Below are 26,365 nucleotides of genomic sequence, written 5' to 3' on the forward strand. Positions count from 1 at the left end.
TTTTGCGCGATAGTTAATGTTATCGAAATCCAACAGTCACTCTGGAGTAAAAGATATGTCGCAACCCAAGCTGTTCACGCCTTTTCGCATTCGCAACCTTGAACTTGATAATCGCATCGTGATTGCCCCTATGTGCCAGTACTCGGCAACGGATGGCTGCATGAATGACTGGCATGTGCAGCATCTGGGGCAACTGGCGCAGTCGGGCGCAGGGTTACTGACCATTGAAGCAACCTCCGTTTCTCCCGAAGGGCGCATTACCTTTGCGGATGTAGGTTTGTACGACGATCGTTGTGAAGAAGCCATGGGCCGGGTGATTGCTTCCATTCGTCAGTGGTCAGATATGCCTATCGCAATCCAGTTGGCTCATGCGGGCAGGAAAGCATCCACGTCCAAACCGTGGGAGCAAAAAGGGCCACTCGCGCCCGATGAAGAGGGCGGTTGGCAGACCGTCGCGCCCTCGGCCATTCCCTATAATGAGGGGCATTCCACACCCGCGGCGCTGGATAGCGAAGGGTTAGACACCGTGCGCCAGCAATTTGCGGATGCTGCGAAACGCGCGGCCCGGCTGGATGTGGATCTTATCCAGATACACGCAGCTCACGGCTATCTGCTGCATCAATTTTTATCGCCGCTGTCGAATCAAAGAACGGATAATTATGGCGGCTCTTTTGAGAATAGAGTCCGATTCCCGCTGGAGATTTTTGACGTCGTTCGCGCCGCGTTTCCGGCGGATAAAGCCATCAGTGTGCGCATCTCTGCAACCGACTGGGTTGAGGGCGGGTTCGATATTCAGGAAGCGGTCGAATTTTCAAGACTGCTGGAAGAACGTGGGGTGGATGCAATACATGTTTCCAGCGGCGGTTTGCATCCTGATCAGCAGATTGACGTTTTCCCAGGCTATCAGGTTCCGCTGGCCCGGGCGGTGAAATCCGCCGTTACTATCCCGGTCGTTGCGGTGGGCTTAATTACCGAGCCAGAACATGCCGAGTCAATTGTGGCGGGTGGCGATGCTGATTTTATCGGGCTCGCGCGTGGCGTACTTTATAATCCGAGATGGCCATGGCATGCGGCGGCGGCGCTGGGCGCGCAGGTTCACGCGTCGAATCAATATCTTCGCTGCCAGCCACACAACCTGAAGCATTTATTTAAATAGTCTGAGTGCGCGATGCGAGACAACGTATCGCGCTTCCATTAAAGAGGAGTCACCGTACAGGTCACCACCTCGTCGCCCTCTATCTCATAAGCCACGCTGATTTCCTTCCCGGCAAGCCGGGCTGAAAACGCCGGTGCTAAGCGCAGACAAAGCGCATTCTCATCAATCGCGGTCATCTCTGCTGCTGCAAATCCCGGGCAGGGCTCTGCCTGTGAAGAGAATGCTTTATAGACGCTCTCTTTGGCGGAAAACGCCAGCGTCAGGGCAATCGCAAAAGGCAGGCCGCTGGTTTGCAGACGAAATATTTCCGCAGGCGAGGCAATCTGCGTCGCCACTTCGGCAGCTAACTGCGAGCTGAAGATGTGCTCGATATCAATGCCAACGGGCTTGCGGGAAACGGCGGCGATCGCCCGTTTTCCACTGTGGCTGATGCTGCCAAAAATGCCTTCCGGCCACAGTGGCTGGCGCTGTTCACCGATGCCGGGAATGGCTTTCAGGCCAAAGGGCTGCAGCGCATACGCGGCGGCAATGCGTCCGGCAAGATGCTCAATACGTCGTTTTTTGCCGAAATGCGGCAGGTCGGCGTGATGCGGTAACCACAGCAAATCGCCGTCGCTAAAGGTTTCTGGCTGAAAATCAATACGGTGTAGAAGATGGTGGGCGAGGGTAAATGTAGAATGGTAGGTTTGCATCTTTTCCCCATCATCCTCTCCCCTGGCGGGGAGAGGATCCGGAACAACATTACAATTAGAAGTGGGTGTTCACGCTCATAAACCAGGTACGGCCAGATTCGTTATAGGTATTCGCGCCTGCGCCATACATATAACCGGTCGCCCCGCCCGTGGTCTGGGCATTACCTTCACGCCAGTGGCGTTTATCGAAGACGTTATCCACGCCGCTGGTCAGGCTGACGTTTTTGGTCACATCCCAGGTTGCGCTCAGGCCAACGATGCTATAAGGGCTGACTTCTTCCGTTTCCGGGCCCGTGGCCGGTTGCCCTTTATAGTTGTACTTCTTCGGCTGCTGCTTGCCGTACCAGGTGAAGGTCGACTGCAAGGAGACATCCTGATGTACCTGCCAGCTCAGAGTTGAGTTCAGCGTATACTCCGGAATGATGGACAGGCGATCGCCGGTCTCTTTGTTCTTGCTTTGCAGCATGTAAGTGATGTTGTTGGTCCAGTTCACCGTTTCGCTAACCGGAATGTTCAACGTTCCTTCAAGGCCTTCAACTACGGCTTTCGGCACGTTTTCCCATTTATAGATATCGGTACCGCTGGCGTTACTGGAAACCGCAGAGTAGCCCGCTTCAATTTTGTCGCGATAATCGTTACGGAACCAGGTCACACCGGCCAGCCAGCCATCACGTTTGAACTCCAGACCAATCTCTTTGTTGATGCTGGTTTCTGCTTTCAGGTCGTCGTTACCCTGCAGATAGCAGGCACCGCCGCTGGCATAGCAACCCTGACCTTTACTGTAGAGAATGTAGTTCGGGTTAGTCTGATACAGGCTTGGCGCTTTATAAGCACGCGCGATACCCATTTTCAGAGTGAAGTCATCGCCCAGACCCTGAGACAGGTTCAGCGACGGGCTCCAGTTGTTGCCGACAATGGTGTGGTGGTCGAAACGCAGCGCTGGCGTCAGCATGGTGCTGTCGGTCAGCTCAATGTTGTCTTCGGCAAACAGAGAGAAAATCTCAGCCTGCGAATAAGGGCTACGGTTCGTGCTGGTTGCGCCCGGAACGTCGCCGCCCATAAAGGTTTGGGTATTCGAACCTAAATCCTTCATGCGCTGCTGGTTCCATTCGGTGCCCAGCGTCAGGTTCTGATTAACCAGCAGGTCGAGCGGAATGCTCACTTCGCTGTGCAACATCAGATCGGCCAGATCGATATTCACATAGTCGTTGGTGGAGAAGATCCCTTCCGTACCGCCCGCCAGACCTTCACCTTTACGGGAGTTGCGAGTGTGCTCGTACTGTACCCAGTTGCTGGTAGTCACGCCGTTATCCCAGCCGCCGTTCCAGGTGACAGAGTAGTTCTGACGGTAAAGACGGTTAGTCTCTTTGCCGTAGTTATCTTTCACTAGCTGGTTGCTGTTGGTGTTCTGGGTATCACCGGCGTAGAGGTTACCCTGGCGGCTATAGCCCGCTTCGAACTCCAGAGACTGCATCGGCGCAAAGTCCCAACGCACCTGGCCGTTGATATCTTTGTTGATGACGCCTTCACGGCCTGCAGGCAGCGTGTCGGAGTAGATTCCTGTACGTTCTGACTGATGCCCTTTGTTAATATCCCACGCATCCGCCTGCGTTTTATCCAGGTTACCGTACAGACGGAAGCTGAAATCACCGCCCATCGGGCCGCTCAGGCTAAAGTTAGTACGCTTGGTGGCACCTTCGTCTTTGTGCTCCGGCACGTTGAAGTAGGTATCCCACGACCCGTGCCACTCATTGCCGCCTTTCTTAGTGATGATATTCACCACGCCGCCCGCTGCGCCGTTACCATAACGGGCTGCCGCCGGGCCACGGATGACCTCAATACGTTCGATCATCTCCGGCGGTACCCAACTGGTATCGCCACGGGTATCACGCTCGCCGCGCCAGCCCTGACGCACAGAGTTACGGCTGCTGACCGGTTTACCGTCAATCAGGATCAGGGTGTTTTCCGGGCCCATCCCGCGAATATCAATCTGGCGGTTGTTGCCGCGCTGGCCGCTGGTGGAGTTACCGGTCAGGTTCACGCCTGGCATGGTACGGATAATTTCCGACACATCGCGCGCAACCGGATTTTTACGGATTTCATCAGCGGTAATGGTCGAAACGCCCGGCGCCTGGAGATTCTGCTGCGCGGCGGTGACGACCATCGTCTCGCCAGTGGATTCGGTTTCGCTGGTGGAGGCGGTTTCTGCGGCGTTGAGGGGGAAGGCGACGCCGTAGATACCCAAATTGACCAGTAAGGCCAGGGATTTGATCTTGTTATTCATCACTAATCCTGCTTTTCTTCGCCGCTTTCTCCACTTGCTCCATTCCCACGGGGAGGAGAGGCGGCATGAGTTGTGTCAGGGAACTGCGAAAGCTGCCATCCATGGGGAAGAAAGCGGTTCCTGACTAATCTTTTAATTTGAAAGACATCTCTTGCGCGCCAATACGTTATTGCAAATGCAAATAGTTATCAATAATATTATCAATAGATTTTTACATGTAACAAAAAATTCCACACTAAACATGGGGTTAACGTGACGGAGAAGTTAGCAACAGGAAGCGATGCCTGGTGGGCGACGATAAAAGGCCCACATTATGAACGCGTTGGCGATCGCTATCAGGTCACATTCTGGTGGCGCGATCCCGAAGGAACCGCGCAAACATCCCCTGTTCGTCGGGTGTGGATTTACATCACCGGCGTCACCGATCATCACCACAACTCCGCGCCACAAACGCTGGAACGCCTGCCTGATACGGATGCCTGGTTCTGGCAAACGACGCTGCCTGCCACCTGGCGGGGAAGCTACTGCTTTGCCCCTTCTGAACGCGAAGATGATTTTCCGGCAGCGATCTTTAGCCAAAGCGTGCCGGATCGTGCGCTGCTGCGCGAAGGCTGGCGCAAGCTCTTGCCACGTGCGGTGGCGGATCCGTCAAATCCCCAAAGCTGGAAGGGCGGGCGCGGCCATGCGGTCTCGGCGCTGGAGATGCCCGATGCCCCGGAACAGCCGGGATGGACGGTGCCTGCGGCGCACTGGAACGCGCCGCAGTGTGTTAAATGGCATAGCACGATCCTGAATAATACCCGGCGAGCGTGGATTTTTACTACCGGTGAGGAGCGTGATTCCGACAGGCCGCTGGCGGTGCTGCTGGATGGTCAGTTCTGGGCGGAAAGCATGCCCGTGTGGCCGGCGCTGACGGCGTTAACCCAGGCTGGAAAACTGCCTCCGGCGGTCTATTTATTGATCGACGTGATCGACAATGCGCACCGCAGCGTAGAACTGCCGTGTAACCCGACGTTCTGGCAGGCGGTACAGCAGGAACTCCTGCCACAAGTTCAGGCCATCGCGCCGTTTAGCGATCGCGCCGATCGCACCGTGGTGGCCGGGCAGAGTTTCGGCGGCCTCTCATCGCTCTACGCCGGGCTTTACTGGCCGGAGCGTTTTGGCTGCATATTAAGCCAGTCGGGATCGTACTGGTGGCCGCATCGCGGCGGCCAGGAAGAAGGGCTGATTTTGCAACGCCTCAAAAGCGGTGAGATACAGCCAGCAGCCTTGCGCATCGTGCTGGAAGCCGGTGTACGCGAGCCGATTATCTTTCGCGCCAATCAGGCGCTCTTATCACAACTACAGCAAACACAGCAGTCGATTTTCTGGCGTCAGGTTGACGGCGGGCATGATGCGCTTTGCTGGCGTGGCGGGTTAACCGCGGGGCTGATGACGCTCTGGGAACCTTTGGTTCACGCCGACTAGCAAAGCACGATTAACGACAGGAGTTTGGTATGCAAGTTAGTAACCCCTTCGACGATGTGCAGGGGCTGTTTTATCTTCTGCAAAATGAACAGCAGCAGTTTAGTCTATGGCCTGCCCAGTGCGCGCTGCCCGCGGGCTGGCGCGTGATGAGTGAGCCGCAATCTATTGACGCCTGCAATGCCTGGCTCACGGATAACTGGTCAACGCTTACCCCGTCGCACTATGCGTCTGAGAAGGGGGCCGCATGAGCCCGCGTTTACCGTTAGTCGCCGCCCAACCGGGGATCTGGATGGCGGAAAAACTCTCAACGTTACCCAATGCCTGGAGCGTGGCGCATTATGTTGAGCTGGAAGGCGAAGTGGATGGCGAACTGCTGGCGCGCGCGATTGTCGCCGGGGTGAATCAGGCCGATACGTTACGTATGCGTTTTGGCGAGGACAACGGCGAGCCGTGGCAGCAGGTTGACGACAGCCTGACGTTCACAACGCCTGGCATACACGATCTTCGCGCGGATGCCGACCCGCACCAGGCCGCAATGCACCTGATGCAGGCCGATCTGGCGCAAAACCTGCGTCTGGACAGCGGTAATCCGCTGCTGTGTCATCAGCTTTATCGCGTTGGTGACCGACGCTGGTACTGGTATCAGCGTTATCATCATTTGCTGGTAGATGGCTTCAGTTTCCCGGCAATTACCCGCCAAATCAGCGAAATTTACCGCGCCTGGCAGCAGGGGGAACCGACGCCAGCATCGCCATTTACCCCGTTTACTGAGGTGGTGGAGGAATACCAGCGCTATCGGGAAAGCGAGGCGTATCAGCGTGACGGCGCGTTCTGGCGCGAGCAGCGTCAATCGCTGCCGTCACCGATATCACTCTCTCCCGTTCCGCTGCCAGGTCGCGCGGAAACCACCGATGTCTGGCGGCTAAAACTGACCACCGATCGCCACGCATTTTCACGTCTGGCGGCCTCGGCGCCGCAGTGCCAGCGTGCCGATCTGGCGCTGGCATTGAGCGCGCTCTGGCTTGGGCGTTTATGCGGGCGCAGCGACTTTGCCGCCGGGTTTATTTTTATGCGTCGTATGGGATCGGCGGCGTTAACCGCCACCGGGCCGGTGCTGAATGTGTTGCCGCTCTCCGTCACCCTGAATGGAAAAGAAACGCTGGCAGAGCTGGCGGTACGCCTTTCCGGGCAACTGAAGAAAATGCGTCGTCATCAACGTTACGATGCCGAGCAGATTGTGCGCGACAGCGGTCGCGCGGCGGGCGATGAACCGCTGTTTGGCCCGGTCTTTAACGTCAAAGTATTTGATTACCATCTGGCCTTCACGGATGTACGGGCGACGACCCATACGCTGGCGACCGGCCCGGTGAATGATCTGGAACTGGCGCTGTTCCCGGATGAGTCGGGCGGCCTGACGCTGGAAGTGCTGGCAAACCAGCAGCGCTATGACGAGCCGACGCTTACACGCCACATTGCACGCCTCAGTGCTTTATTGCAGCAATTCGCGGATAACCCGGCGTTAGCCTGCGGCGATGCGGATTTGCTCTCTGACGACGAGTACGCGCAGTTAGAAAAAATTAACGCCACCGCGCATGCGATCCCGGCGGCCACGCTGAATTCGCTGGTGGCGGAGCAGGCGGCAAAAACGCCAGATGCCCCGGCGCTGGCGGACGCACGTTATCAGTTTAGCTATCGTGAATTGCGCGAGCAGACGCTGGCACTTGCGCGGTTATTACGCGCTCACGGCGTTCAGCCGGGCGACAGTGTCGCAGTGGCGCTGCCGCGTTCTGTGTTCCTGACGCTGGCGTTGCACGGGATCGTGGAAGCCGGAGCCGCATGGCTGCCGCTTGATACGGGCTACCCGGACGATCGCCTGCACATGATGCTGGAAGATGCGAAACCGAAACTGCTGATCACCTCAGCCGATCAGCGTGATCGTTTCCCGAACATTGAAAGCCTTTGCTACAACGAACCGTTGCCGGTAGATGGCTGTGAACCATTGGGCCTGACGACGCCGCAACAGACGGCCTATATCATCTTTACTTCAGGTTCTACTGGCAGACCAAAAGGTGTGATGGTCGGACATGAAGCCATCGTCAACCGTCTGTTGTGGATGCAGAATCACTATCCGCTGACGGCTGATGATGTGGTCGCGCAGAAAACACCGTGCAGTTTTGATGTCTCGGTCTGGGAATTCTGGTGGCCGTTTATCGCCGGTGCGAAACTGGTGATGGCCGAGCCGGAAGCTCACCGCGATCCGCAGGCGATGCAGCAATTCTTCGCAGAATATGGCGTCACCACCACACACTTTGTCCCGTCGATGCTGGCGGCGTTTGTGGCCTCGCTGACGCCGGAGACGGCACGTTGTTGCCGTACGCTGAAGCGCGTGTTCTGTAGCGGCGAAGCACTGCCTGCACAGCTTTGCCGCGAGTGGGAACAGCTTACGCACGCCCCACTGCATAATCTGTATGGCCCGACGGAAGCCGCCGTGGACGTGAGCTGGTATCCGGCGTTTGGCAAGGAACTGGCGAATACCACCGGAAATAGCGTGCCGATTGGTTATCCGGTGTGGAATACCGGATTACGCATTCTTGATGCAATGATGCGCCCGGTTCCGATGGGAATTGCGGGCGATCTGTATCTGACCGGCATTCAACTGGCACAAGGCTATCTGGGGAGACCCGATCTCACCGCCAGCCGCTTTATTGCCGATCCGTTTGCGCCGGGTGAGCGTATGTATCGCACCGGGGATGTCGCACGCTGGCTGGAAAACGGCGCGGTGGAGTATCTGGGACGCAGTGACGATCAGCTGAAAATTCGCGGCCAGCGTATTGAGTTGGGGGAAATTGACCGCGTAATGCAAAGCCTGCCGGATGTGGCGCAGGCGGTCACCCATGCCTGCGTCATCAACCAGGCGGCAGCCACCGGCGGCGACGCGCGTCAGCTGGTCGGTTATCTGGTGTCAGAATCGGGTTTACCGCTGGATCGTGACACTTTACTGGCGCAGCTACGTGAACAATTGCCGCCGCATATGGTGCCGGTCGTGCTGCTTCAACTGGATTCTCTGCCGCTGAGCGCTAACGGGAAGCTCGATCGTAAAGCCTTACCGCTGCCGCAACTGACCGTAAGCACGCAAAGCCGCCCGCCATTGGCAGGCACGGAAACGCTGGTGGCGCAGGCGTTCAGCACGCTTCTCGGTTGCGAGATTAGGGATGTGGAAGCGGATTTCTTCGCGCTGGGCGGACATTCGCTACTGGCGATGCGCCTTGCCGCCCAGTTGAGTCAGGAAACCGGGCGTCAGGTGACGCCGGGGCAGGTGATGGTGGCCTCTACGGTGAGCAAACTCAGCGCGCTGCTGGAGGCTGAAAATGACGAACAGGCGCAGCGCCTGGGCTATGAGACGCTGCTTCCGCTGCGTGAAATCCATGGGCCAACGCTGTTTTGCTTCCATCCGGCCTCGGGTTTTGCCTGGCAATTCAGCGTGCTGGCGCGCTATCTGCCAGAAAACTGGTCGATTACCGGTATCCAGTCGCCGCGCCCGGAAGGGCCGATGCAGCATGCCGCGACACTGGACGAGGTTTGCGACCATCATCTTGCTACGCTTCTGGCGCAGCAACCGCATGGGCCGTACTATCTGTTCGGGTATTCGCTGGGCGGCACGCTGGCGCAAGGCATTGCCGCGCGGCTGCGTGCACGCGGTGAAGCGGTGGCATTCCTGGGCTTACTCGATACCTGGCCGCCGGAAACGCAAAACTGGTCGGAAAAAGAAGCCAACGGTCTGGATCCGGAAGTGCTGGCTGAAATCGCCCGCGAGCGCGAGGCGTTTCTCGCCGCTCAACAAGGGCAAACCTCTGGTGAACTGTTTACCGCTATCGAAGGCAACTATGCCGATGCGGTGAGGTTACTGACCACCGCGCATAGCGCCCGGTTCGATGGCAGGGCGACGCTGTTTGTCGCTGAACGCACGCTACCGGAAGGCATGGATCCGCAGCAGGCCTGGGCTCCGTGGGTCGGTGAGCTGGAAGTCTATCGTCAGGATTGCGCCCACGTCGATATTATCTCACCGCAGGCCTTTGTGACGATTGGCCCGGTACTGAAGCGTATTCTTGGCGAACAATAACCGCTTACCCTCCCTTTCGGGGGAGGGTATTAGTTCAGTGCGGTAGTCAGTCGCGTGCGCTTTTTTTGGCTTTCCTGAAATGAAAGGGAAGGTGTCCTGGCGCGCGAACACAAGATGTCATTTAATCTGCGATAGTAATTATCGGCATAAAACGCTTCGATGGTGGCCGGAATTGCCGTATGGTCGAACGTTATCTCACCGTTTATCATGGCTGAAATAAGCGCTGAAAGTTCTGCCCGTTCGCCTGGCGGATAGAGGCAACCATTCACTCCGGGAATGATGATATCGCCCGGCCCGGAGACACAGTCTGCACTGATGCAAGGAATACCCCGCGCCATCGCTTCCAGCAGCGTCATGGGGAAACCTTCAAAAGAGGAGGTCAGCAGCAGTGCCGTCACCTGGCCTATCTCTTCCTGCACCACTTTCCACGGTTGTGCCTGCCAGCCATGCCAGGTAATTCGACTCGCAATACATAACTCCTGGGCATATGTTTTGCAGCGATCGCTGTCAGAGCCGTCACCGATAACATGTAATTTCCAGCGTCCGGGTACGCGGGATAAACCGTCGAGTAAATCTTTAACCCGTTTCTGCCCTTCGAATTTTAATCTCCCAACATAGATAAAGGTTGGAATATCCTCCTGATTATGGGCGGGAATAACGATCGGCGTTTTATCTGTTGGATTATAGATGACGTGAATATTCTTTTCGGGTACGCCTCGCTTAATCATCTGCTGGCGGATGCCGCAGCTAATAGCCAGATGCTCATCGGCGCAGGTGATATATTTTGCGTGCTTTTTATGGTCCAGCGAAAAATGTGGCCAGGAAAATAGCGTAAAGTGGCCGTTAATTTTTAAGCGCGCCTTACTGGCATAGAAGCATGATAGTGGGTCGATAGCGATAACCACGTCGGGCTGTTCATCAGCAAGCCAGCCACGCAGGGCGCGAAGGTGTTTCGCTCTGCGTAAAGATGAAATTTTGATAGTCGAAATGGAGTAATGTGCATCAATGTCTTTAAGCCATTTCTTATCCATGTCATTCTTGCGACAGGTAAAAAATATTTTACATTGCGCGGAGAACGGTTCGGCGCTTAATGTCTTGATGACATTGCGAATCACCGTTTCCATTCCGCCAAAACCTGAAATAGATTCACCAATAAATACTATTTTCATTATTTTTTATCCACTTGAACCTTATTGTGATGATGCTGTTAATGAAATAGCCGAAAGGAGACTGGCAGTCTTAGACTAATTTTAACTTTGCTCAAAATAGGGCTCAATTTGGAATATTTCCGGAAGGGGAGTGGAACTGTCAAAATGTGATCGTGATCACGGGTTATTGCCGTTCTGACTATTTGAGAGTGGCAACTGTTCTTGATGCATTATTATCGATATGAATTATTCGAATGCATTTTATTTGAGGGAGTGCTGTTTTGTTACATGGCAGTAACATCGAGCCCGGTTTTCCTGCCATTATTGGTAGCGTGCTTACAATATAGGCAATTTAGAGTAGGAATAATCTGAAGTTCTGGTATTATGTTGTCGGGATGTTATCTATCAGAACCGCTGCAGGACATACAGCATGTCATCAATTAATATAAAACCTAACAAAGATTCAGACTTCTCTTCCTATCCAGCTCTCTCTTCAAACAGTAAAGAAATTGATTTGCTCCACCTGGTGGATATTTTATGGCGCGCGAAAACACGCATTATTGCAATCGCGTTCGGATTTGCCGTGGTAGGACTATTAGCGTCGTTCCTGATGCCGCAAAAATGGACCAGCCAGGCGGTGATCACCACCGCCGAACCGAGCCAGTGGCAGGAGCTTGAGAAGACGCTGGTGGCATTACGCGTGCTGGATGTTGATGTGAGCGTCAAAAAGTCCGAGGTGTTCACCCAGTTTATTAAGAAATTTAATTCACTTTCGCTGCTGGAAGAGTATCTGCGCACATCGCCGGTGATTATGGATCAGCTGAAAGGGGCTGAAATTGACCCGCTGGATCTGCACCGGGCCATTGTTGGCCTGAGCGATAAAATGAAAGCGGTAGATAACAACTTCGGTAAGAAGAATGAGCCTGCGTTATTCACCTCCTGGACGCTGAGCTTTACCGGCCCAAACCCGGAAGAAGCACAGAAGGTTCTCAAGGGCTACATCGATTACATCTCAGCAATTGTGGTGAAAGAGACGCTGGACGATATGCGTAACCGTCTCGATATTAAAACCCATTTTGAGAAAGAAAAACTGGCGCTGGAGCTGATAAAATTAAAGAACCAGCTCGATGCGAAGATTAATCGTCTGCATTATTCGCTGGAGATTGCGACCGCAGCGGGTATTGCAAAACCGGTATACAGCAATGGCCAGGCGGTTAAAGACGATCCTGATTTCTCTATTGCATTAGGTGCCGATGGTATTGCGAAAAAACTGCAGATTGAAAAGGGCGTAACGGATCTTGCGGATATTAATGGTGACCTGCGTAACCTGCAATATCATGTTCAGCAGTTAACTGCGCTGAATATCTCCGATGTGTCGTTCGAGCCGTTTAAATATCAGCTCACGCCATCATTGCCAGTGAAGAAAGATGGCCCGGGTAAAGCGTTGATCATTCTGCTGGCCGGGCTGGTGGGAGGCATGGTGGGTTGCGGTGCGGTGCTGCTGCAAAATGCAATGCTTTCTCGCAAGCTTGAAGAAGCGACTCCCCTGGAAGAGCAATTAGCCTAATGAGCATTTGCCGGATGCGGCGCGTAGCGCCTTATCCGGCCACTCACGTAGGCCCGGTAAGCGTAGCGCCACCGGGCAAATATCAGGCACGCCCGGTTCGTCCAAGCGGCACCACCAACGGTGTGCCGGCAACCGGGTCTTCAATGATCATGCATTTTAAACCGTAAACCTGCTCAATAAGTTCTGCGCTGACAATCTTGCCCGGTGCGCCCTCCGCGACAATCTTTCCTTCCTTCAATGCAATCAAATGCGTGGCGTAACGGCAGGCCTGGTTCAGGTCGTGAAGTACCGCCGCCAGCGTGTAACCCTGTTGACGATTAAGTTCGCTCAGCAGTTCCAGCAGGTCGATTTGATGGCTGATATCAAGCCAGGTGGTCGGCTCATCCAGCAGCATAATGGCCGTTTCCTGCGCCAGCACCATCGCTATCCACACGCGCTGACGTTGACCGCCCGACAGTGTATCGACGCTTTGGCTGGCGAGATTTGTCACCCCCGTGGCCTGCATCGCCTTCGCCACCGCGCGTTCATCCTCCTCACGCCAGCGAGTGAACAGCGGCTGATGCGGATAACGTCCGCGTGCTACCAGTTCCTGCACGGTGATATCGCCCGGCGTGGTGGCATTTTGCGCCAGTAACCCAATGCGGCGCGCGACTTCCTTACTGGCATAATGCTGAATATGTTCGCCATCGAGAAAAACATGCCCTTGCGTGGGCGTCATCAAACGGCTGAGCGTACGTAAAAGGGTCGATTTTCCGCAGCCGTTGGGGCCAATAATTGCGGTGAAATGGCCATCGGGAATGGTGACGTTAAGGTCTTCCGCAATCGTCTTTTTACCATAGGCCAGCGTTAACTGTTCACCGCGCAAACGGGGCTGAGAAACGGTCATTTTTTGCGGGACTCCTGAATAAGCAACACAATAAGGTAAATACCGCCCAGGCTTACGGTGACGACGCCGACCGGAAGCTGATAAGGCAGGAACAACTGCTGTGCGCAGAAATCGGCGGCGGCCAGCAGCAGCGCGCCACAGAGTGCTGCCTGCATCAGACCCCAGCGCGCAGTGCCGCTGAGACGGCGGGCAATATGCGGTGCGACCAGCGCAATGAAGGAGATCGGCCCTGCCAGCGCGGTGGACGCCGCCGTCAGGAAGACGGCAACAAACATCATCAGCAGGCGCGAATATTCTACGCGAACGCCAAGCGCGCAGGCGGTGTCATCGCCCATCTCCAGTAGCCGTAAGCGGCGCACCAGCAGAGCGGCGCAGACCAACATCACGATAATAATCGGCACCGACGGCCAGGCTTTTGCCCAGGTCAGACCGTTGAGTGAGCCCGCATACCACAGCCCGGCAGAGATCGCGGTTTCCAGCGACGCGCGTAGCAGCAGCCAGGTATTGAAGGCTACCAACATTGCTCGCACGCCGATGCCGATGATAATAAGCCTGAAAGTATCAATGCCGTCGCGCCAGGACAGCAGCCAGACAATCAGCGCGGTCAGAATACCGCCCACCATCGCGGCGACCGCAATGGCGGTAAGGTGCTGATCGAAGAACACCATAGCGACCAGCACGCCGCTCCATGCGCCGGTATTAAAGCCCATCACATCAGGGCTGCCGAGCGGATTGCGCATCAGTGACTGAAAAATAGCGCCGCTGACGCCGAGCGCCGCGCCAATCACCAGCGCCATGACCACGCGGGGCAAACGCCATTCGGTCACCACCATGGTGATAGCGCGCGGCGCATCCCCCAACAGGGCGGAAAGCACCTGGCTAAACTCCAGCGTGACCGCGCCGCTGCGAAGACTCCAGATCATCACCAGCAGACAAGCGGCAGCCAGCAGCAGACAGGTCACGACTAAACGGCGAGACGGGGCAATCATCGACCACCTCCCGCGCGCTGACGTCGTACCAGGAAGATAAGCACCGGCGCACCGATAAACGCGCTGACGACCGAGACGCGCATCTCACCGGGCACGATTAAGCGGCCAATAATATCGGCGAACAGCAGCAGGGAAGGGGTTGCCAGTAACGTCACAGGCAGCGATCTCCGGTGATCGGCCCCGACCAACCAGCGAGAAATATGCGGCATCATCAGGCCAATAAAGGCAATCGGGCCGACAACCGCCGTGGCGCTACCGCACAGTACGGTGATGATCAACAGGCCGAAAATTTGTGTACGCGCCACTTTACTGCCGAGCGCGGTGGCGGTGTCAGTGCCGAGGCTCAGGCTGTTGAGCGCGCGGCTGAGCATCAGGGCAGCGATACCGGCAATAAGTACGGGGCCCAGCACCACTTTCAGCGTGGTAAAGGTGCGAATGTCCAGCGATCCCGCTTGCCAGAAACGCAGTTGGTCATAAACGTCCGGGTTGAGGAGAGCGATGCCGCTGGTTAAGCCTTCCAGCACTGCCGCCAGCGCGACACCGGCCAGCGTCAGGCGAACCGGGCTCAACTGGCCGCCGCCCTGGCTGCCGGTAAAGGCCACAATCAATGACGCTACAAACGCGCCACAAAAGGCCATTACCAGCTGCTGTTCCGGTGAGGCAATACCGAGTAGCGCCGCGCCCAGCACGATGGCAAAACTGGCCCCGGCGTTGACGCCGAGCAGGCCGGGGTCAGCCAGCGGGTTACGGGTGAGCGTTTGCATCAATGCCCCGGCCAGGCCCAGCGCCCCCCCTACCAGTAATCCTGCCAGCGTTCGGGGTAGACGGGCATCAAGCACGATAGTGCAGTCTGCACTCTGACAAGTTCCGCTAAAGGCATCGACGACCACGGACACAGGAAGCGCTTTCGCGCCGATAAGTAAGCTGAGTGTTACTGCGAGGAGGAGCAGCAAAAATAAACCGGGCAGCGCAAAGGCGCGTAGCGCGGTAGTGGAAAACGACATAACACATCCCTGAAGTTGATAATGATAGTAATTATCGTTATCTATCTTATTCGTTTATGTTAGCATGTGCGCCCACGAAAATGGTATGAAAAAAAAGCATCAAGGCGCTGTAATGAATCGACAATCCTGGCTGCTGAACCTTAGCCTGCTCAAAACGCATCCGGCCTTTCGTGCCGTCTTTATCGCCCGATTTATCTCTATTCTCTCTCTGGGGCTCCTCGGCGTAGCCGTTCCAGTCCAAATCCAAATGATGACCCATTCCACCTGGCAGGTGGGGCTTTCGGTCACACTCACTGGCGGGGCGATGTTTATCGGCCTGATGGTCGGCGGCGTGCTGGCCGACCGGTACGAGCGCCGCAAGCTGATTCTGCTGGCGCGTGGCACCTGCGGCATCGGTTTTATTGGTCTGTGGCTGAATGCCCTGCTGCCGGAACCCTCGCTGATTGCGATTTATCTGCTGGGCTTATGGGATGGCTTCTTTGCCTCGCTTGGCGTAACGGCGTTGCTGGCGGCGACGCCGGTGCTGGTCGGGCGCGAGAATTTAATGCAAGCCGGGGCGATCACCATGCTGACGGTACGTCTGGGTTCGGTGATTTCACCGATGGTGGGCGGCCTGCTGCTGGCATCCGGCGGTGTCTCCTGGAACTACCTGCTGGCGGCGCTGGGCACCTTTATTACCACGTTGACCCTGCTGCGCCTGCCGCAATTACCCCCTCCGCCGCAGCAGCGGGAACATCCGCTGGCCTCGCTGGTGGCGGGCTTCCGCTTTCTGCTCGCCAGCCCGTTGATTGGCGGCATTGCCCTGCTGGGCGGTTTGCTGACCATGGCGAGTGCGGTGCGCGTGCTTTATCCGGCGCTTGCGCTTAACTGGCAGATGTCGGCGGCGCAGATTGGCCTGCTGTATGCGGCGATCCCGCTGGGTGCGGCGTTTGGCGCGCTGACCAGCGGTAATCTGGCGCGCCATGAGCGCCCTGGGCGCATCATGCTGGTGTCCACTGTGGCGGCGTTCGTGGCGATTGGCCTGTTCGCGTTAATGCCCGTGTGGGCAATGGGCGTGGTGTGTCTGGCGCTGTTCGGCTGGTTGAGCGCAATTAGCTCGCTGTTGCAGTACACCTTGATTCAGACGCAAACACCGGAAGCAATGCTTGGGCGTATCAACGGATTATGGACGGCACAGAACGTGACGGGCGATGCCATTGGCGCGGCGTTGCTTGGCGGATTAGGGGCCATTCTGACGCCAGTTGCGTCGGCCAGTGCCAGCGGTTGGGCACTGGCGATTGTTGGCGTGATCCTGTTTGGCTTGTTAACCGAGCTGCGACGTTTCCGCCAGCAGCCGGTGATTGTTGAAGGGTAAATCGACCTGTGACCGTTGCGGCCGGCAACCCCTGCGAATGTCGGTAGGCCGGATAAGGCGCAACGCGCCGCATCCGGCAAAACGTTACTTCGCGCTAAACAGCGCAGACAACCGCTCCAGCACCAGCATCGCGCTGTAGTAGTCCAGGCGGAAGGTTTCGGTGCCTAAAGCATAAACATGCTTTTGCTGTACCGCAGGCAGATGGGAAAGCAGCGGGTTGGCATAGATAGCGTCGCTATCTTTCTGGTCACCCGCGAACAGGAACAGGCTTTTGCCGTTAAGGCCCGTTGCCAGATTTTCCCCGCCAAGTTGAATAATATCGTGACGTTTTCCCTGACTCTGGCTGGCATGCAGACCTTCGGGCAGCGTCGCCAGTTTAAAGCCCAGTTGTTCCAGCAGCTTGCCCTGTGCAGACTCCGGCGTCCACAGGTTCGCGCTGTGTGCCGCCGCGGTGTATACCATCGCGCTGACTGGCTGTGGCGGCAGGGTGATGTGCTGTTTCACCTCGGCGAGTTTTTTATCAAAGCTTGCAATGCGCGCGCTGGCAGCTTTTTCCTGGCCGGTGATGTGTCCAAGCTGCGTCAGCAGTTCCTGCCAACTTTTATCGTCATAGTTGATGATAAGCGTCGGGGCGATAGGGGAAAGCTGGTCGTAGAGCGCAAGCGCCGAGTCACCACCGGTGGCGCTGATGAGAATTAAATCCGGCATTTGTGCGGCGACGGCTTCAGCGCTGGGTTCGCCAATATAGAGGCGCGCCAGTTTGCGCTGCTTCGCCACATCGCTCCACTGGCGCAGGAAACCCTGACTGTCGGCCACGCGGTTGTTCGGCGTGGTGGCCCCGCTGGCAATCACTGGCGCATCAATCGCCAGCAGTGAACCGGTAAGGGTGACGCTGGTGGAGACAATCCGTTCCGGCTTGTGTTCAAGCGTGATTGTGCCACGGCTATCGCTAACCTGGCGCGGCCAGTCGGCGGCGGAGGCTGAGGATAGTCCTAAAAGGCTGACAAAGCATAACAGCAACAATTTGTGGGGCAGAGTAGGAAAGTTCACAACGCAGTATCCTGTTTATGATGTGGTGAATGCTTCTCATTTTCAATCATTGTGCCTGCCTGATGCAAGTCTATGAAGAAATACCGTAAAAAGCGCGGGGTATTGCGCACTTGCGCTGCAAAGCCGTCTATTGCGCACAACTTACTACCCCGGGCTGTTGACATACGGAGCATTTACTTTTAGGTTACCGACCGAAAATATAAATGATAATTATTCGTAATATCTTTATCGTTTTTTGGAGGATGATATGGAAACGTCACTGGCTGTGGATACGAACGAGCAGCAAGAAACACTCTGCGCGGATAACTTCTTCTTTATGTCGCCTTACCGGAGCTTTACTGCCACCGGTTGTTTTCGTCGTTTTTCCTGCCCGGCGGCAGGTGGCGATGCCCTGAACAGTCCTTTCCAGCAACAACTTGCCGCCGCATTTGCCGAGGCGAAAGCGGCGGGGATCGAAAAACCTGTGATGGTCGGCGCGATCCCCTTCGATACCAACCAACCCTCTTCACTCTTTATCCCGAAACAGTGGCAATCTTTCTCGCGCACCGGGAAGCAGCACTCTGCACGCTATATCGCATCGGCCTCGCCGGTTGGCGTCACCGAGCGCCGCGAAATTCCGCAGCAGCCGGTGTTTATGGAGATGGTTGCCCGCGCCGCGGCGCTGACCGCCACGCCGCAGGTCGATAAGGTCGTGCTTTCCCGTTTGATTGAAATCGCCACCGACCGCCCGCTGGATAGCGGCGTACTGCTGGAGCGTCTGGTCGCACAAAACCCGGCGAGCTTTAACTTCCATGTCCCGCTGGAAAACGGCGGGGTGTTACTGGGCGCCAGCCCTGAACTGCTGCTGCGCAAAGAGGGGAGCCATTTCAGCTCTCTGCCGCTGGCCGGTTCCGCGCGTCGTCAACCGGATGACGTACTGGACAGGGAAGCGGGCAACAAGCTGCTGGCATCGGAAAAAGATCGCCACGAACACGAACTGGTGACCCAGGCGATGAAAGCCACGCTGGCCCCGCGTAGCCGCGCGTTGTCACTGCCGGAAACCCCGCAGCTGATTACCACGCCAACGCTCTGGCATCTGGCGACGCCGATTGAAGGTGAGGCGAACCCGGCTGAGAACGCACTTTCGCTGGCATGCCTGCTGCACCCGACGCCTGCCCTGAGCGGTTTCCCGCATCTGGCGGCGAAACGCATTATCGCCGAACTGGAGCCTTTTGAACGCGATCTGTTCGGCGGCATTGTGGGCTGGTGTGATGCCGAAGGAAACGGCGAGTGGGTGGTCACTATCCGCTGCGCTGAAGTGAATGCGAACAAAGTACGTCTGTTTGCCGGAGCCGGCATTGTGCCAGCTTCCTCTCCCGAAGCGGAGTGGCGTGAAACGGGCGTGAAGCTTTCCACCATGTTGAACGTTTTTGGTTTGCACTAAGGAGCAACGATGTCTGTGGAATTTACCCGCTGGCCAGCCGAACTGGCGGCACGCTATCGTGAAAAAGGCTACTGGCAGGATCTGCCACTGACCGATATGTTGACCCGCCACGCGAATAGCGATGCCGTTGCGGTTATTGATGGCTCTCGTGAAATCACCTATCGCCAGCTTAATCAGGCAGTCGATAACCTGGCCTCGGCGCTTCAGCGTCAGGGGCTGAAGCAGGGCGAAACGGCGTTGGTGCAGCTCGGTAATATCGTCGAGTTCTATATGACACTGTTTGCGCTGCTGCGAATTGGCGTCGCGCCGGTTAACGCACTCTTCAGCCATCAGCGCACCGAACTTAACGCCTATGCCGATCAAATCGAACCGTCACTGCTGATTGCCGATCGCGACCACGCGTTATTCGCCGATGACAGTTTCCTGAACACCTTTATCGAAAACCATCCGTCAATACGCGTGGTGCTGCTGCGCGGTGGGGAAGGTGAGCACTCACTCGATGCTGCGCTAACCCAGGCGGCGGATAACTTTACCGCCACGCCAACGCCCGCCGATGAAGTGGCGTTCTTCCAGCTTTCCGGCGGCAGCACCGGTACACCGAAGCTGATTCCGCGCACGCACAACGACTACTACTACAGTATTCGCCGCAGTAATGAAATTTGCCATTTCGGCCCGGAAACCCGCTTCTTATGCGCGATTCCGTCGGCGCACAACTATGTGATGAGCTCGCCGGGCGCGCTGGGCGTGTTCCTGGCCGAAGGCACCGTCGTACTGGCCGCCGATCCGAGCGCGACACTCTGTTTCCCGCTGATTGAAAAGCATCAGGTTAACGTGGCGGCACTGGTACCGCCTGCCGTCAGCTTGTGGCTACAGGCCATCACTGAGTGGGGCAGTAATGCGTCGCTGCGTTCGCTGAAGCTGCTGCAGGTGGGCGGGGCGCGACTGTCTTCATCGCTTGCCGCGCGTATTCCGGCAGAGATTGGCTGTCAGCTGCAGCAGGTGTTCGGCATGGCGGAAGGGCTGGTCAACTACACCCGGCTGGATGATTCCCTGGAACGCATCATCAATACCCAGGGCCGCCCGATGTGCCCGGACGATGAAGTGTGGGTTGCCGATGAAAACGGCGAACCGCTGCCGCGTGGCGAAGTAGGGCGGCTGATGACGCGCGGCCCATATACCTTCCGTGGCTACTACAAAAGCCCGCAGCACAACGCCAGCGCCTTTGATGCTAACGGTTTCTATGGTTCCGGCGATCTCATCTCCATTGATGAAGACGGTTACATCACCGTGCAGGGACGCGAAAAAGATCAGATCAACCGCGGCGGTGAGAAGATCGCTGCCGAAGAGATAGAAAACCTGCTTCTCAAGCATGAGTCGGTTGTCCACGCCGCGCTGGTCAGTATGGAAGACGAGCTGATGGGCGAAAAAAGCTGCGCGTATCTGGTGGTGAAAGAACCCCTGCGCGCCGTTCAGGTTCGTCGTTTCCTGCGTGAGCAGGGCGTTGCTGATTTTAAACTGCCGGATCGCGTCGAGTGTGTAGATGAACTGCCGCTGACCCACGTCGGTAAAGTCGATAAAAAACAACTGCGTCAGTGGCTGGCTTCCCGCGCGCTGGGCTGAAGGAGAGAAGAGAATGGCTATTCCAAAATTAAAGGGTTATGCACTGCCGACGGCAATGGAGCTTCCGGATAACAAAGTGAGCTGGGCGTTTGAGCCTGAGCGTGCGGCGCTGCTTATCCATGATATGCAGGAATATTTCCTCAACTTCTGGGGTGATAACAGCGAGATGATGGAAACCGTAGTGGCGAACATCGCCGCGCTACGTGATTTCTGCAAAAAGAATCATATTCCGGTCTACTACACCGCGCAGCCGAAAGAGCAGAGCGATGAAGATCGCGCCCTGCTGAATGATATGTGGGGGCCGGGCCTGACCCGTTCGCCTGAGCAGCAGGAAATTGTCGCCGCGCTGACGCCAGACGAAGCGGATACGGTGCTGGTGAAGTGGCGCTACAGCGCATTCCACCGCTCGCCGCTGGAACTGATGCTAAAAGAGACGGGCCGCAATCAACTGATCATTACCGGCGTGTATGCGCACATTGGCTGCATGACCACCGCGACTGATGCATTTATGCGTGATATTAAGCCGTTCTTTGTGGCTGATGCGCTGGCGGACTTCAGCCGTGAGGAGCATTTAATGTCGCTGAATTATGTCGCCGGGCGCAGTGGCCGCGTGGTGATGACGGATGAACTGCTGCCTTCTGTTCCGGCCAGTAAAGACGCACTGCGTGCGCTGGTGCTGCCGCTGCTGGATGAATCCGACGAGCCGATGGATGATGAGAACCTGATCGACTACGGCCTGGATTCCGTGCGCATGATGGCCCTGGCCGCCCGCTGGCGCAAAGTGTACGGCGATATCGATTTTGTGATGCTGGCGAAGAATCCGACGATTGACGCCTGGTGGGCGCTGCTTTCCCGTGAGGTGAAGTGATGAGCGGCTTCGATTTCAGCTGCAAAACGGTGTGGGTCACCGGCGCGGGCCGAGGCATTGGTTTTGCCACCGCTAAGGCGTTTGTCGATGCGGGCGCAACGGTAGTGGGGTTTGATCTCGCCTTCTCAGACGAGGCGTATCCCTTTACCACGCAGGTGCTGGATGTTTCCGACGCGCGTCAGGTGGCGCAGGTGTGTGAGCGCCTGCTCGCGACCACGCCGCGTCTCGACGTGCTGGTGAACGCTGCCGGTATTCTGCGTATGGGCGCGACGGATGCGTTGAGCATTGACGACTGGCAGCAGACCTTTGCGGTCAACGTCGGTGGAGCATTCAACTTTTTCCAGCAGACCATGGCGACCTTCCGCCACCAGCAGGGCGGGGCGATTGTCACCGTGGCGTCCGACGCCGCGCATACGCCGCGCATCGGCATGAGCGCCTATGGTGCGTCGAAAGCGGCGCTGAAAAGCCTGGCACTGACGGTAGGCCTCGAACTGGCGGGTTCCGGCGTACGTTGTAATCTGGTCTCGCCGGGATCGACGGATACCGATATGCAGCGCGGAATGTGGCAAAGCGACGATGCGGAACAGCAGCGTATTCGCGGTTTTGGCGAACAATTTAAGCTCGGCATTCCACTGGGGAAAATCGCACAGCCGCAGGAAATTGCTAACACGGTGCTATTCCTCGCCTCTGATTGCGCCAGCCATATCACGTTGCAGGACATCGTGGTTGACGGCGGCTCAACGCTGGGGGCGTAAGATGATCTGGAAACGTCACTTATCGCTTGAAGAACTGAATGCCACCAGCCTGAATACGATGGTGGCGCATCTGGGGATTGTTTACACCCATCTTGGGGATGACATTCTCGAAGCGGAAATGCCGGTGGATGCGCGTACCCATCAGCCGTTTGGCCTGTTACATGGTGGAGCCTCGGCGGCGCTGGCTGAAACGCTCGGTTCAATGGCGGGCTTTATGATGACCCGCGATGGGCAGTGTGTGGTGGGAACGGAACTTAACGCCTCGCATCATCGCCCGGTCTCACAGGGCAAAGTGCGCGGTGTCTGCCGCCCGCTGCATTTAGGCCGCCAAAGCCAAAGCTGGGAAATCGTCGTGTTTGATGAACAGGGGCGTCGCTGTTGCACCTGCCGTTTAGGAACGGCGGTGATTGGCTAAAGCGACATCAATATGCCTGATGCGCTTCGCTTATCAGGCCTACGATTTGCAAGAATATGTAGGCCTGGTAAGCGTATGCGCCACGGGGCAAAGCAGCGACCTACCTCACTCATCCTGCCTGTTTTTACACTTCTTTTCGTAACTTAAGTGATCCCGTTAACAATGTGATGTAAATACGTAGTGTTCTTGTTGTACTTATTGGTTTCTGAGTTGTTAAATCAAACCTGTTGATACAGAAATAAAATGTAACACTCTCAGCGACTCACACGGACAACATCTATGAACAATTCAGGGAAATACCTTACATGGGCATTGCTCTCCATTGTCGGAGCGTTTGCCCTGGGCTATATCGCCCTCAATCGTGGTGAACAGATTAACGCCCTCTGGATAGTGGTGGCGTCAGTCTGTATCTATCTGATTGCTTACCGTTTTTATGGACGCTATATCGCCAGAAATGTGCTGGCGGTTGACCCAACGCGTATGACACCCGCCGTGCGTCATAACGATGGGCTGGATTATGTACCGACCGACAAGAAAGTGCTGTTCGGTCACCATTTTGCGGCAATTGCCGGAGCGGGGCCGCTGGTGGGCCCGGTGCTGGCGGCGCAGATGGGGTATCTGCCGGGGATGATCTGGATCCTCGCGGGTGTGGTACTTGCCGGTGCGGTGCAGGACTTTATGGTGCTCTTTGTCTCCACGCGCCGCGACGGTCGTTCGCTGGGTGAACTGGTGAAAGAGGAAATGGGGCCAACCGCCGGGGTTATCGCGCTGATTGCCACCTTTATGATCATGGTGATCATTCTGGCGGTGCTGGCGATGATCGTGGTGAAAGCCCTGACGCACAGCCCATGGGGAACCTACACCGTAGCGTTTACCATCCCGTTGGCGCTGTTTATGGGGATCTACATTCGTTATTTGCGCCCGGGGCGCATTGGCGAAGTCTCTGTCATCGGCCTGTTCTTCCTGATTTTTGCCATTATTTCTGGCGGTTGGGTGGCGGAAAGTGAAACCTGGGCACCGTGGTTTGACTTTACAGGCGTACAGCTGACCTGGATGCTGGTGGGTTATGGCTTTGTGGCGGCGGTGCTGCCAGTGTGGCTGCTGCTGGCGCCGCGCGATTACCTCTCTACCTTCCTTAAAATCGGTACTATTGTTGGGCTGGCCGTCGGTATTCTGATCATGCGTCCGACGCTGACCATGCCTGCGCTGACCAAATTCGTCGATGGTACCGGCCCGGTGTGGACCGGCAACCTGTTCCCGTTCCTGTTTATCACCATCGCCTGTGGCGCGGTGTCGGGCTTCCATGCGCTGATTGCTTCCGGTACCACGCCGAAGATGCTGGCGAATGAAGGCCAGGCTTGCCTGATTGGCTACGGCGGAATGCTGATGGAATCCTTCGTCGCTATTATGGCGCTGGTTTCCGCCTGTATCATCGATCCGGGTGTCTACTTCGCGATGAACAGCCCGATGGCGATGCTGGCACCTGCAGGTACCGTTGATGTGGTGGCTTCTGCGGCACAGGTGGTCAGTAGCTGGGGCTTTACGGTGACGCCGGAAACCCTGAACCATATCGCTAACGAAGTGGGCGAGCAGTCGATTATCTCCCGTGCGGGCGGTGCGCCGACGCTGGCGGTCGGTATGGCGTACATTCTGCACGGCGCGCTGGGCGGCCTGATGGATGTGTCATTCTGGTATCACTTCGCCATTCTGTTTGAGGCGCTGTTTATTCTGACGGCGGTGGATGCGGGTACGCGAGCGGCGCGCTTCATGTTGCAGGATCTGCTGGGCGTCATTAACCCGAACCTTAAGAAAACGGACTCGCTGCCGGCGAACCTGCTGGCGACGGCACTGTGTGTACTGGCCTGGGGCTACTTCCTGCACCAGGGCGTGGTTGACCCGTTAGGCGGTATCAACACCCTGTGGCCGCTGTTTGGTATTGCCAACCAGATGCTGGCAGGTATGGCGCTGATGCTGTGCGCGGTGGTACTGTTTAAGATGAAACGCCAACGCTATGCGTGGGTGGCGCTGGTGCCAACGGCCTGGCTGCTGGTATGTACGTTAACGGCGGGCTGGCAGAAAGCGTTCAGTCCGGACGTACGCGTGGGCTTCCTGGCCATCGCCAATAAATTCCAGGCGATGATCGACAGCGGGGCGATTCCTCCGCAGTATACGGAATCTCAGCTGGCGCAACTGGTATTCAATAACCGTCTGGATGCTGGCCTGACCATCTTCTTTATGGTGGTGGTTGTGGTGCTGGCCCTGTTCTCGATTAAGACTGCGCTGGCGGCACTGAAAGAGGATAAACCGACGGCGAAAGAAACCCCTTATGAGCCGATGCCTGAAAATCTCGAAGAGATTGTAAGCCAGGCGAAAGGGGCACATTGACAGATGCCCTCACCCTAACCCTCTCCCTCAGGGAGAGGGGACCGACCGAGCTCGTTGTGACATTTGCGTCGGTTTTCTCCCTCTCCCTGTGGGAGAGGGCGGGGTGAGGGGAACAAAACGCACCACAATCAATGAGAAATCACCATGTTCGACACGTTATCAAAAGCAGGTAAATATTTAGGCCAGGCCGCGAAGATGATGATTGGCGTGCCGGACTACGACAACTATGTCGAACATATGCGCGTGACCCATCCTGAGCAGACGCCAATGACGTATGAAGAGTTTTTCCGCGATCGCCAGGACGCTCGCTATGGGGGAAAAGGCGGCGCGCGCTGCTGTTAACCCTCTTTTGGCAGATACAGACTGATTTGTTCCTGCTTACAGCCGTAAATCGCCGCCAGTTTTTCGCGTGTGCGTTTTTGCGGGCGAGATTCGGCAGATTCGAGTTGTGAGACGGCAGACTGGCTGATTCCCAGTTTCTCCGCCACGTCCTTTTGTGATAAGCCGCAATGAATGCGCCATGCTGCCTGTAAGCTCACCCCTTCTTTATCCATGATGTCACACACAATGCCGGGGAGGCTGGTGTTGTCATCGTCATCATGTTCGCAGGGAATATCTTCCCATTCATCGTCATCGTCGCTCGCGGACTCTGCCAGTTGCAAACGCAGGCGATAATATTCGTCGTAAGGGATCACAACGTACTGCGGTTTCCCGTTTTCATCCTTAATTAGCTGAATAGCCATAGGGCGCCTTCTCCTCGTGCAGATATGTCGTTGTTGTTCTGCGCTTCACGGCCACAATGTGGCAGGTGTTTTCGTCGTCTATCACCGTAAAAATAATGCGATAGTCGCCCACGCGCAGGCGATAGTGGCCCTTTGGCGTAGAGAGTTTAACGAGATCGGGCATCGGTGCGTTTCTGTCATTCAACGCCATTATCTTCTCGGTGACTTTTTGCCGATATCTCACATCAATGCTTTCTAACTGCCGCCTTGCCACTCTTGACCAGGTAATAACCATCCTGTACCTCCACTGTACGCTTTCGTGTTGAATAAGTAAAATATAAGTTTATTAGAAAATGATTTATTTCTAATAAACGTCACGATAAGCAAGACTGGGGAGAGGAGGAAGAGGCAAAAGGCAAGGCTTCGTGAAGGCTCGCAAAAACCTATGTCAACCGACAGA

General features: G+C 56.3%; 22 protein-coding genes. 13 read left to right on the top strand and 9 right to left on the bottom strand.

Going from position 1 to position 26,365, the window contains the following annotated elements; translation table 11 throughout:
* The first annotated feature begins 55 nt into the window (after positions 1-55).
* Complete coding sequence (locus tag DBY68_RS05680; protein ID WP_108473978.1) at positions 56-1,156, top strand: NADH:flavin oxidoreductase/NADH oxidase; 1,101 nt, start codon at positions 56-58, stop codon at positions 1,154-1,156.
* A 38-nt stretch (positions 1,157-1,194) separates the two neighbouring features.
* Here DBY68_RS05680 and entD read toward each other — a convergent pair whose 3' ends face one another.
* Both entD and DBY68_RS05690 read right to left on the bottom strand, forming a co-directional pair.
* Entirely contained in the window at positions 1,195-1,848 is a 654-nt protein-coding gene (gene entD / locus DBY68_RS05685; protein WP_108473977.1) for an enterobactin synthase subunit EntD, read from the bottom strand.
* Positions 1,849-1,903: 55 nt separating this feature from the next.
* Entirely contained in the window at positions 1,904-4,132 is a 2,229-nt protein-coding gene (locus DBY68_RS05690) for a TonB-dependent siderophore receptor (protein WP_108473976.1), read from the bottom strand.
* Positions 4,133-4,384: 252 nt separating this feature from the next.
* On the opposite strand from DBY68_RS05690, the gene fes reads away from it, so the two are divergent.
* The 3 genes from fes to entF are packed head-to-tail and all read left to right on the top strand — an operon-like array spanning position 4,385 to position 9,719.
* Complete coding sequence (fes, locus tag DBY68_RS05695; protein ID WP_108473975.1) at positions 4,385-5,599, top strand: enterochelin esterase; 1,215 nt, start codon at positions 4,385-4,387, stop codon at positions 5,597-5,599.
* A 29-nt stretch (positions 5,600-5,628) separates the two neighbouring features.
* Positions 5,629-5,847, top strand: a complete 219-nt coding sequence (locus DBY68_RS05700; RefSeq protein WP_108473974.1) for an MbtH family NRPS accessory protein — start codon at positions 5,629-5,631, stop codon at positions 5,845-5,847.
* Entirely contained in the window at positions 5,844-9,719 is a 3,876-nt protein-coding gene (entF, locus tag DBY68_RS05705; protein WP_108473973.1) for an enterobactin non-ribosomal peptide synthetase EntF, read from the top strand. Before DBY68_RS05700 ends, entF begins: the two co-directional genes overlap by 4 nt.
* 29 nt (positions 9,720-9,748) lie before the next feature.
* Here the strand turns inward: entF and waaB are convergent, their stop codons facing one another.
* Positions 9,749-10,888, bottom strand: coding sequence for a lipopolysaccharide 1,6-galactosyltransferase (gene waaB, locus DBY68_RS05710; protein WP_108473972.1), 1,140 nt, complete (start codon positions 10,886-10,888; stop codon positions 9,749-9,751).
* 409 nt (positions 10,889-11,297) lie between these two features.
* Here waaB and wzz(fepE) point away from each other — a divergent pair, with 409 nt between their 5' ends.
* Positions 11,298-12,434, top strand: a complete 1,137-nt coding sequence (gene wzz(fepE), locus DBY68_RS05715; protein WP_108473971.1) for an LPS O-antigen length regulator Wzz(fepE) — start codon at positions 11,298-11,300, stop codon at positions 12,432-12,434.
* A gap of 82 nt (positions 12,435-12,516) precedes the next feature.
* On the opposite strand, the gene fepC is transcribed toward wzz(fepE), so the two are convergent.
* The 3 genes from fepC to fepD are packed head-to-tail and all read right to left on the bottom strand — an operon-like array spanning position 12,517 to position 15,313.
* Positions 12,517-13,320, bottom strand: a complete 804-nt coding sequence (gene fepC / locus DBY68_RS05720) for an iron-enterobactin ABC transporter ATP-binding protein (protein WP_108473970.1) — start codon at positions 13,318-13,320, stop codon at positions 12,517-12,519.
* A complete protein-coding gene (gene fepG / locus DBY68_RS05725) occupies positions 13,317-14,309 on the bottom strand; it encodes an iron-enterobactin ABC transporter permease (protein ID WP_108473969.1) in 993 nt (330 codons plus the stop codon). Before fepG ends, fepC begins: the two co-directional genes overlap by 4 nt.
* Positions 14,306-15,313 carry a Fe(3+)-siderophore ABC transporter permease gene (fepD, locus tag DBY68_RS05730; RefSeq protein WP_108473968.1) on the bottom strand — a complete coding sequence of 336 codons (1,008 nt, stop codon included), beginning with the start codon at positions 15,311-15,313 and terminating at the stop codon, positions 14,306-14,308. The genes fepG and fepD overlap by 4 nt, the downstream gene beginning before the upstream one ends.
* A 112-nt stretch (positions 15,314-15,425) precedes the next feature.
* Between fepD and entS the strand changes: the two genes are divergently transcribed.
* Positions 15,426-16,667 (top strand): enterobactin transporter EntS, encoded by a 1,242-nt coding sequence (gene entS, locus DBY68_RS05735; RefSeq protein ID WP_108474104.1) that lies wholly within the window; start codon positions 15,426-15,428, stop codon positions 16,665-16,667.
* An 84-nt stretch (positions 16,668-16,751) separates the two neighbouring features.
* Here entS and fepB read toward each other — a convergent pair whose 3' ends face one another.
* Entirely contained in the window at positions 16,752-17,717 is a 966-nt protein-coding gene (gene fepB / locus DBY68_RS05740) for a Fe2+-enterobactin ABC transporter substrate-binding protein (RefSeq protein WP_108473967.1), read from the bottom strand.
* A gap of 247 nt (positions 17,718-17,964) precedes the next feature.
* On the opposite strand from fepB, the gene entC reads away from it, so the two are divergent.
* The 7 genes from entC (at position 17,965) to DBY68_RS05775 (ending at position 25,525) form a co-directional block, all read left to right on the top strand.
* The gene (entC, locus tag DBY68_RS05745; protein WP_108473966.1) at positions 17,965-19,140 is read left to right on the top strand and encodes an isochorismate synthase EntC; all 1,176 of its coding nucleotides are present in this window, start codon (positions 17,965-17,967) and stop codon (positions 19,138-19,140) included.
* A gap of 9 nt (positions 19,141-19,149) precedes the next feature.
* Positions 19,150-20,760 carry a (2,3-dihydroxybenzoyl)adenylate synthase EntE gene (entE, locus tag DBY68_RS05750; protein WP_108473965.1) on the top strand — a complete coding sequence of 537 codons (1,611 nt, stop codon included), beginning with the start codon at positions 19,150-19,152 and terminating at the stop codon, positions 20,758-20,760.
* 13 nt (positions 20,761-20,773) lie between these two features.
* Positions 20,774-21,628, top strand: a complete 855-nt coding sequence (locus tag DBY68_RS05755) for an isochorismatase (RefSeq protein ID WP_108473964.1) — start codon at positions 20,774-20,776, stop codon at positions 21,626-21,628.
* Entirely contained in the window at positions 21,628-22,383 is a 756-nt protein-coding gene (gene entA, locus DBY68_RS05760; protein WP_108473963.1) for a 2,3-dihydro-2,3-dihydroxybenzoate dehydrogenase EntA, read from the top strand. The genes DBY68_RS05755 and entA overlap by 1 nt, the downstream gene beginning before the upstream one ends.
* A gap of 1 nt (position 22,384) precedes the next feature.
* Positions 22,385-22,798 carry a proofreading thioesterase EntH gene (gene entH / locus DBY68_RS05765; RefSeq protein WP_015965415.1) on the top strand — a complete coding sequence of 138 codons (414 nt, stop codon included), beginning with the start codon at positions 22,385-22,387 and terminating at the stop codon, positions 22,796-22,798.
* A gap of 279 nt (positions 22,799-23,077) precedes the next feature.
* Entirely contained in the window at positions 23,078-25,183 is a 2,106-nt protein-coding gene (cstA, locus tag DBY68_RS05770) for a pyruvate/proton symporter CstA (RefSeq protein WP_108473962.1), read from the top strand.
* A gap of 144 nt (positions 25,184-25,327) precedes the next feature.
* Positions 25,328-25,525, top strand: a complete 198-nt coding sequence (locus tag DBY68_RS05775) for a YbdD/YjiX family protein (protein WP_108473961.1) — start codon at positions 25,328-25,330, stop codon at positions 25,523-25,525.
* Here DBY68_RS05775 and DBY68_RS05780 read toward each other — a convergent pair.
* Together DBY68_RS05780 and DBY68_RS05785 are read right to left on the bottom strand one after the other, a co-directional pair.
* Positions 25,522-25,926 (bottom strand): helix-turn-helix transcriptional regulator, encoded by a 405-nt coding sequence (locus DBY68_RS05780; protein ID WP_108473960.1) that lies wholly within the window; start codon positions 25,924-25,926, stop codon positions 25,522-25,524. The genes DBY68_RS05775 and DBY68_RS05780 overlap by 4 nt on opposite strands.
* Positions 25,907-26,200 carry a type II toxin-antitoxin system RelE/ParE family toxin gene (locus DBY68_RS05785; RefSeq protein ID WP_108473959.1) on the bottom strand — a complete coding sequence of 98 codons (294 nt, stop codon included), beginning with the start codon at positions 26,198-26,200 and terminating at the stop codon, positions 25,907-25,909. Before DBY68_RS05785 ends, DBY68_RS05780 begins: the two co-directional genes overlap by 20 nt.
* Between the last annotated feature and the right edge of the window lie 165 nt (positions 26,201-26,365).

Origin of the sequence: Pseudocitrobacter sp. RIT415 (genome assembly GCF_003057695.2) — a bacterium.
In the GTDB taxonomy this organism is placed as follows: Bacteria; Pseudomonadota; Gammaproteobacteria; order Enterobacterales; family Enterobacteriaceae; genus Pseudocitrobacter; species Pseudocitrobacter faecalis.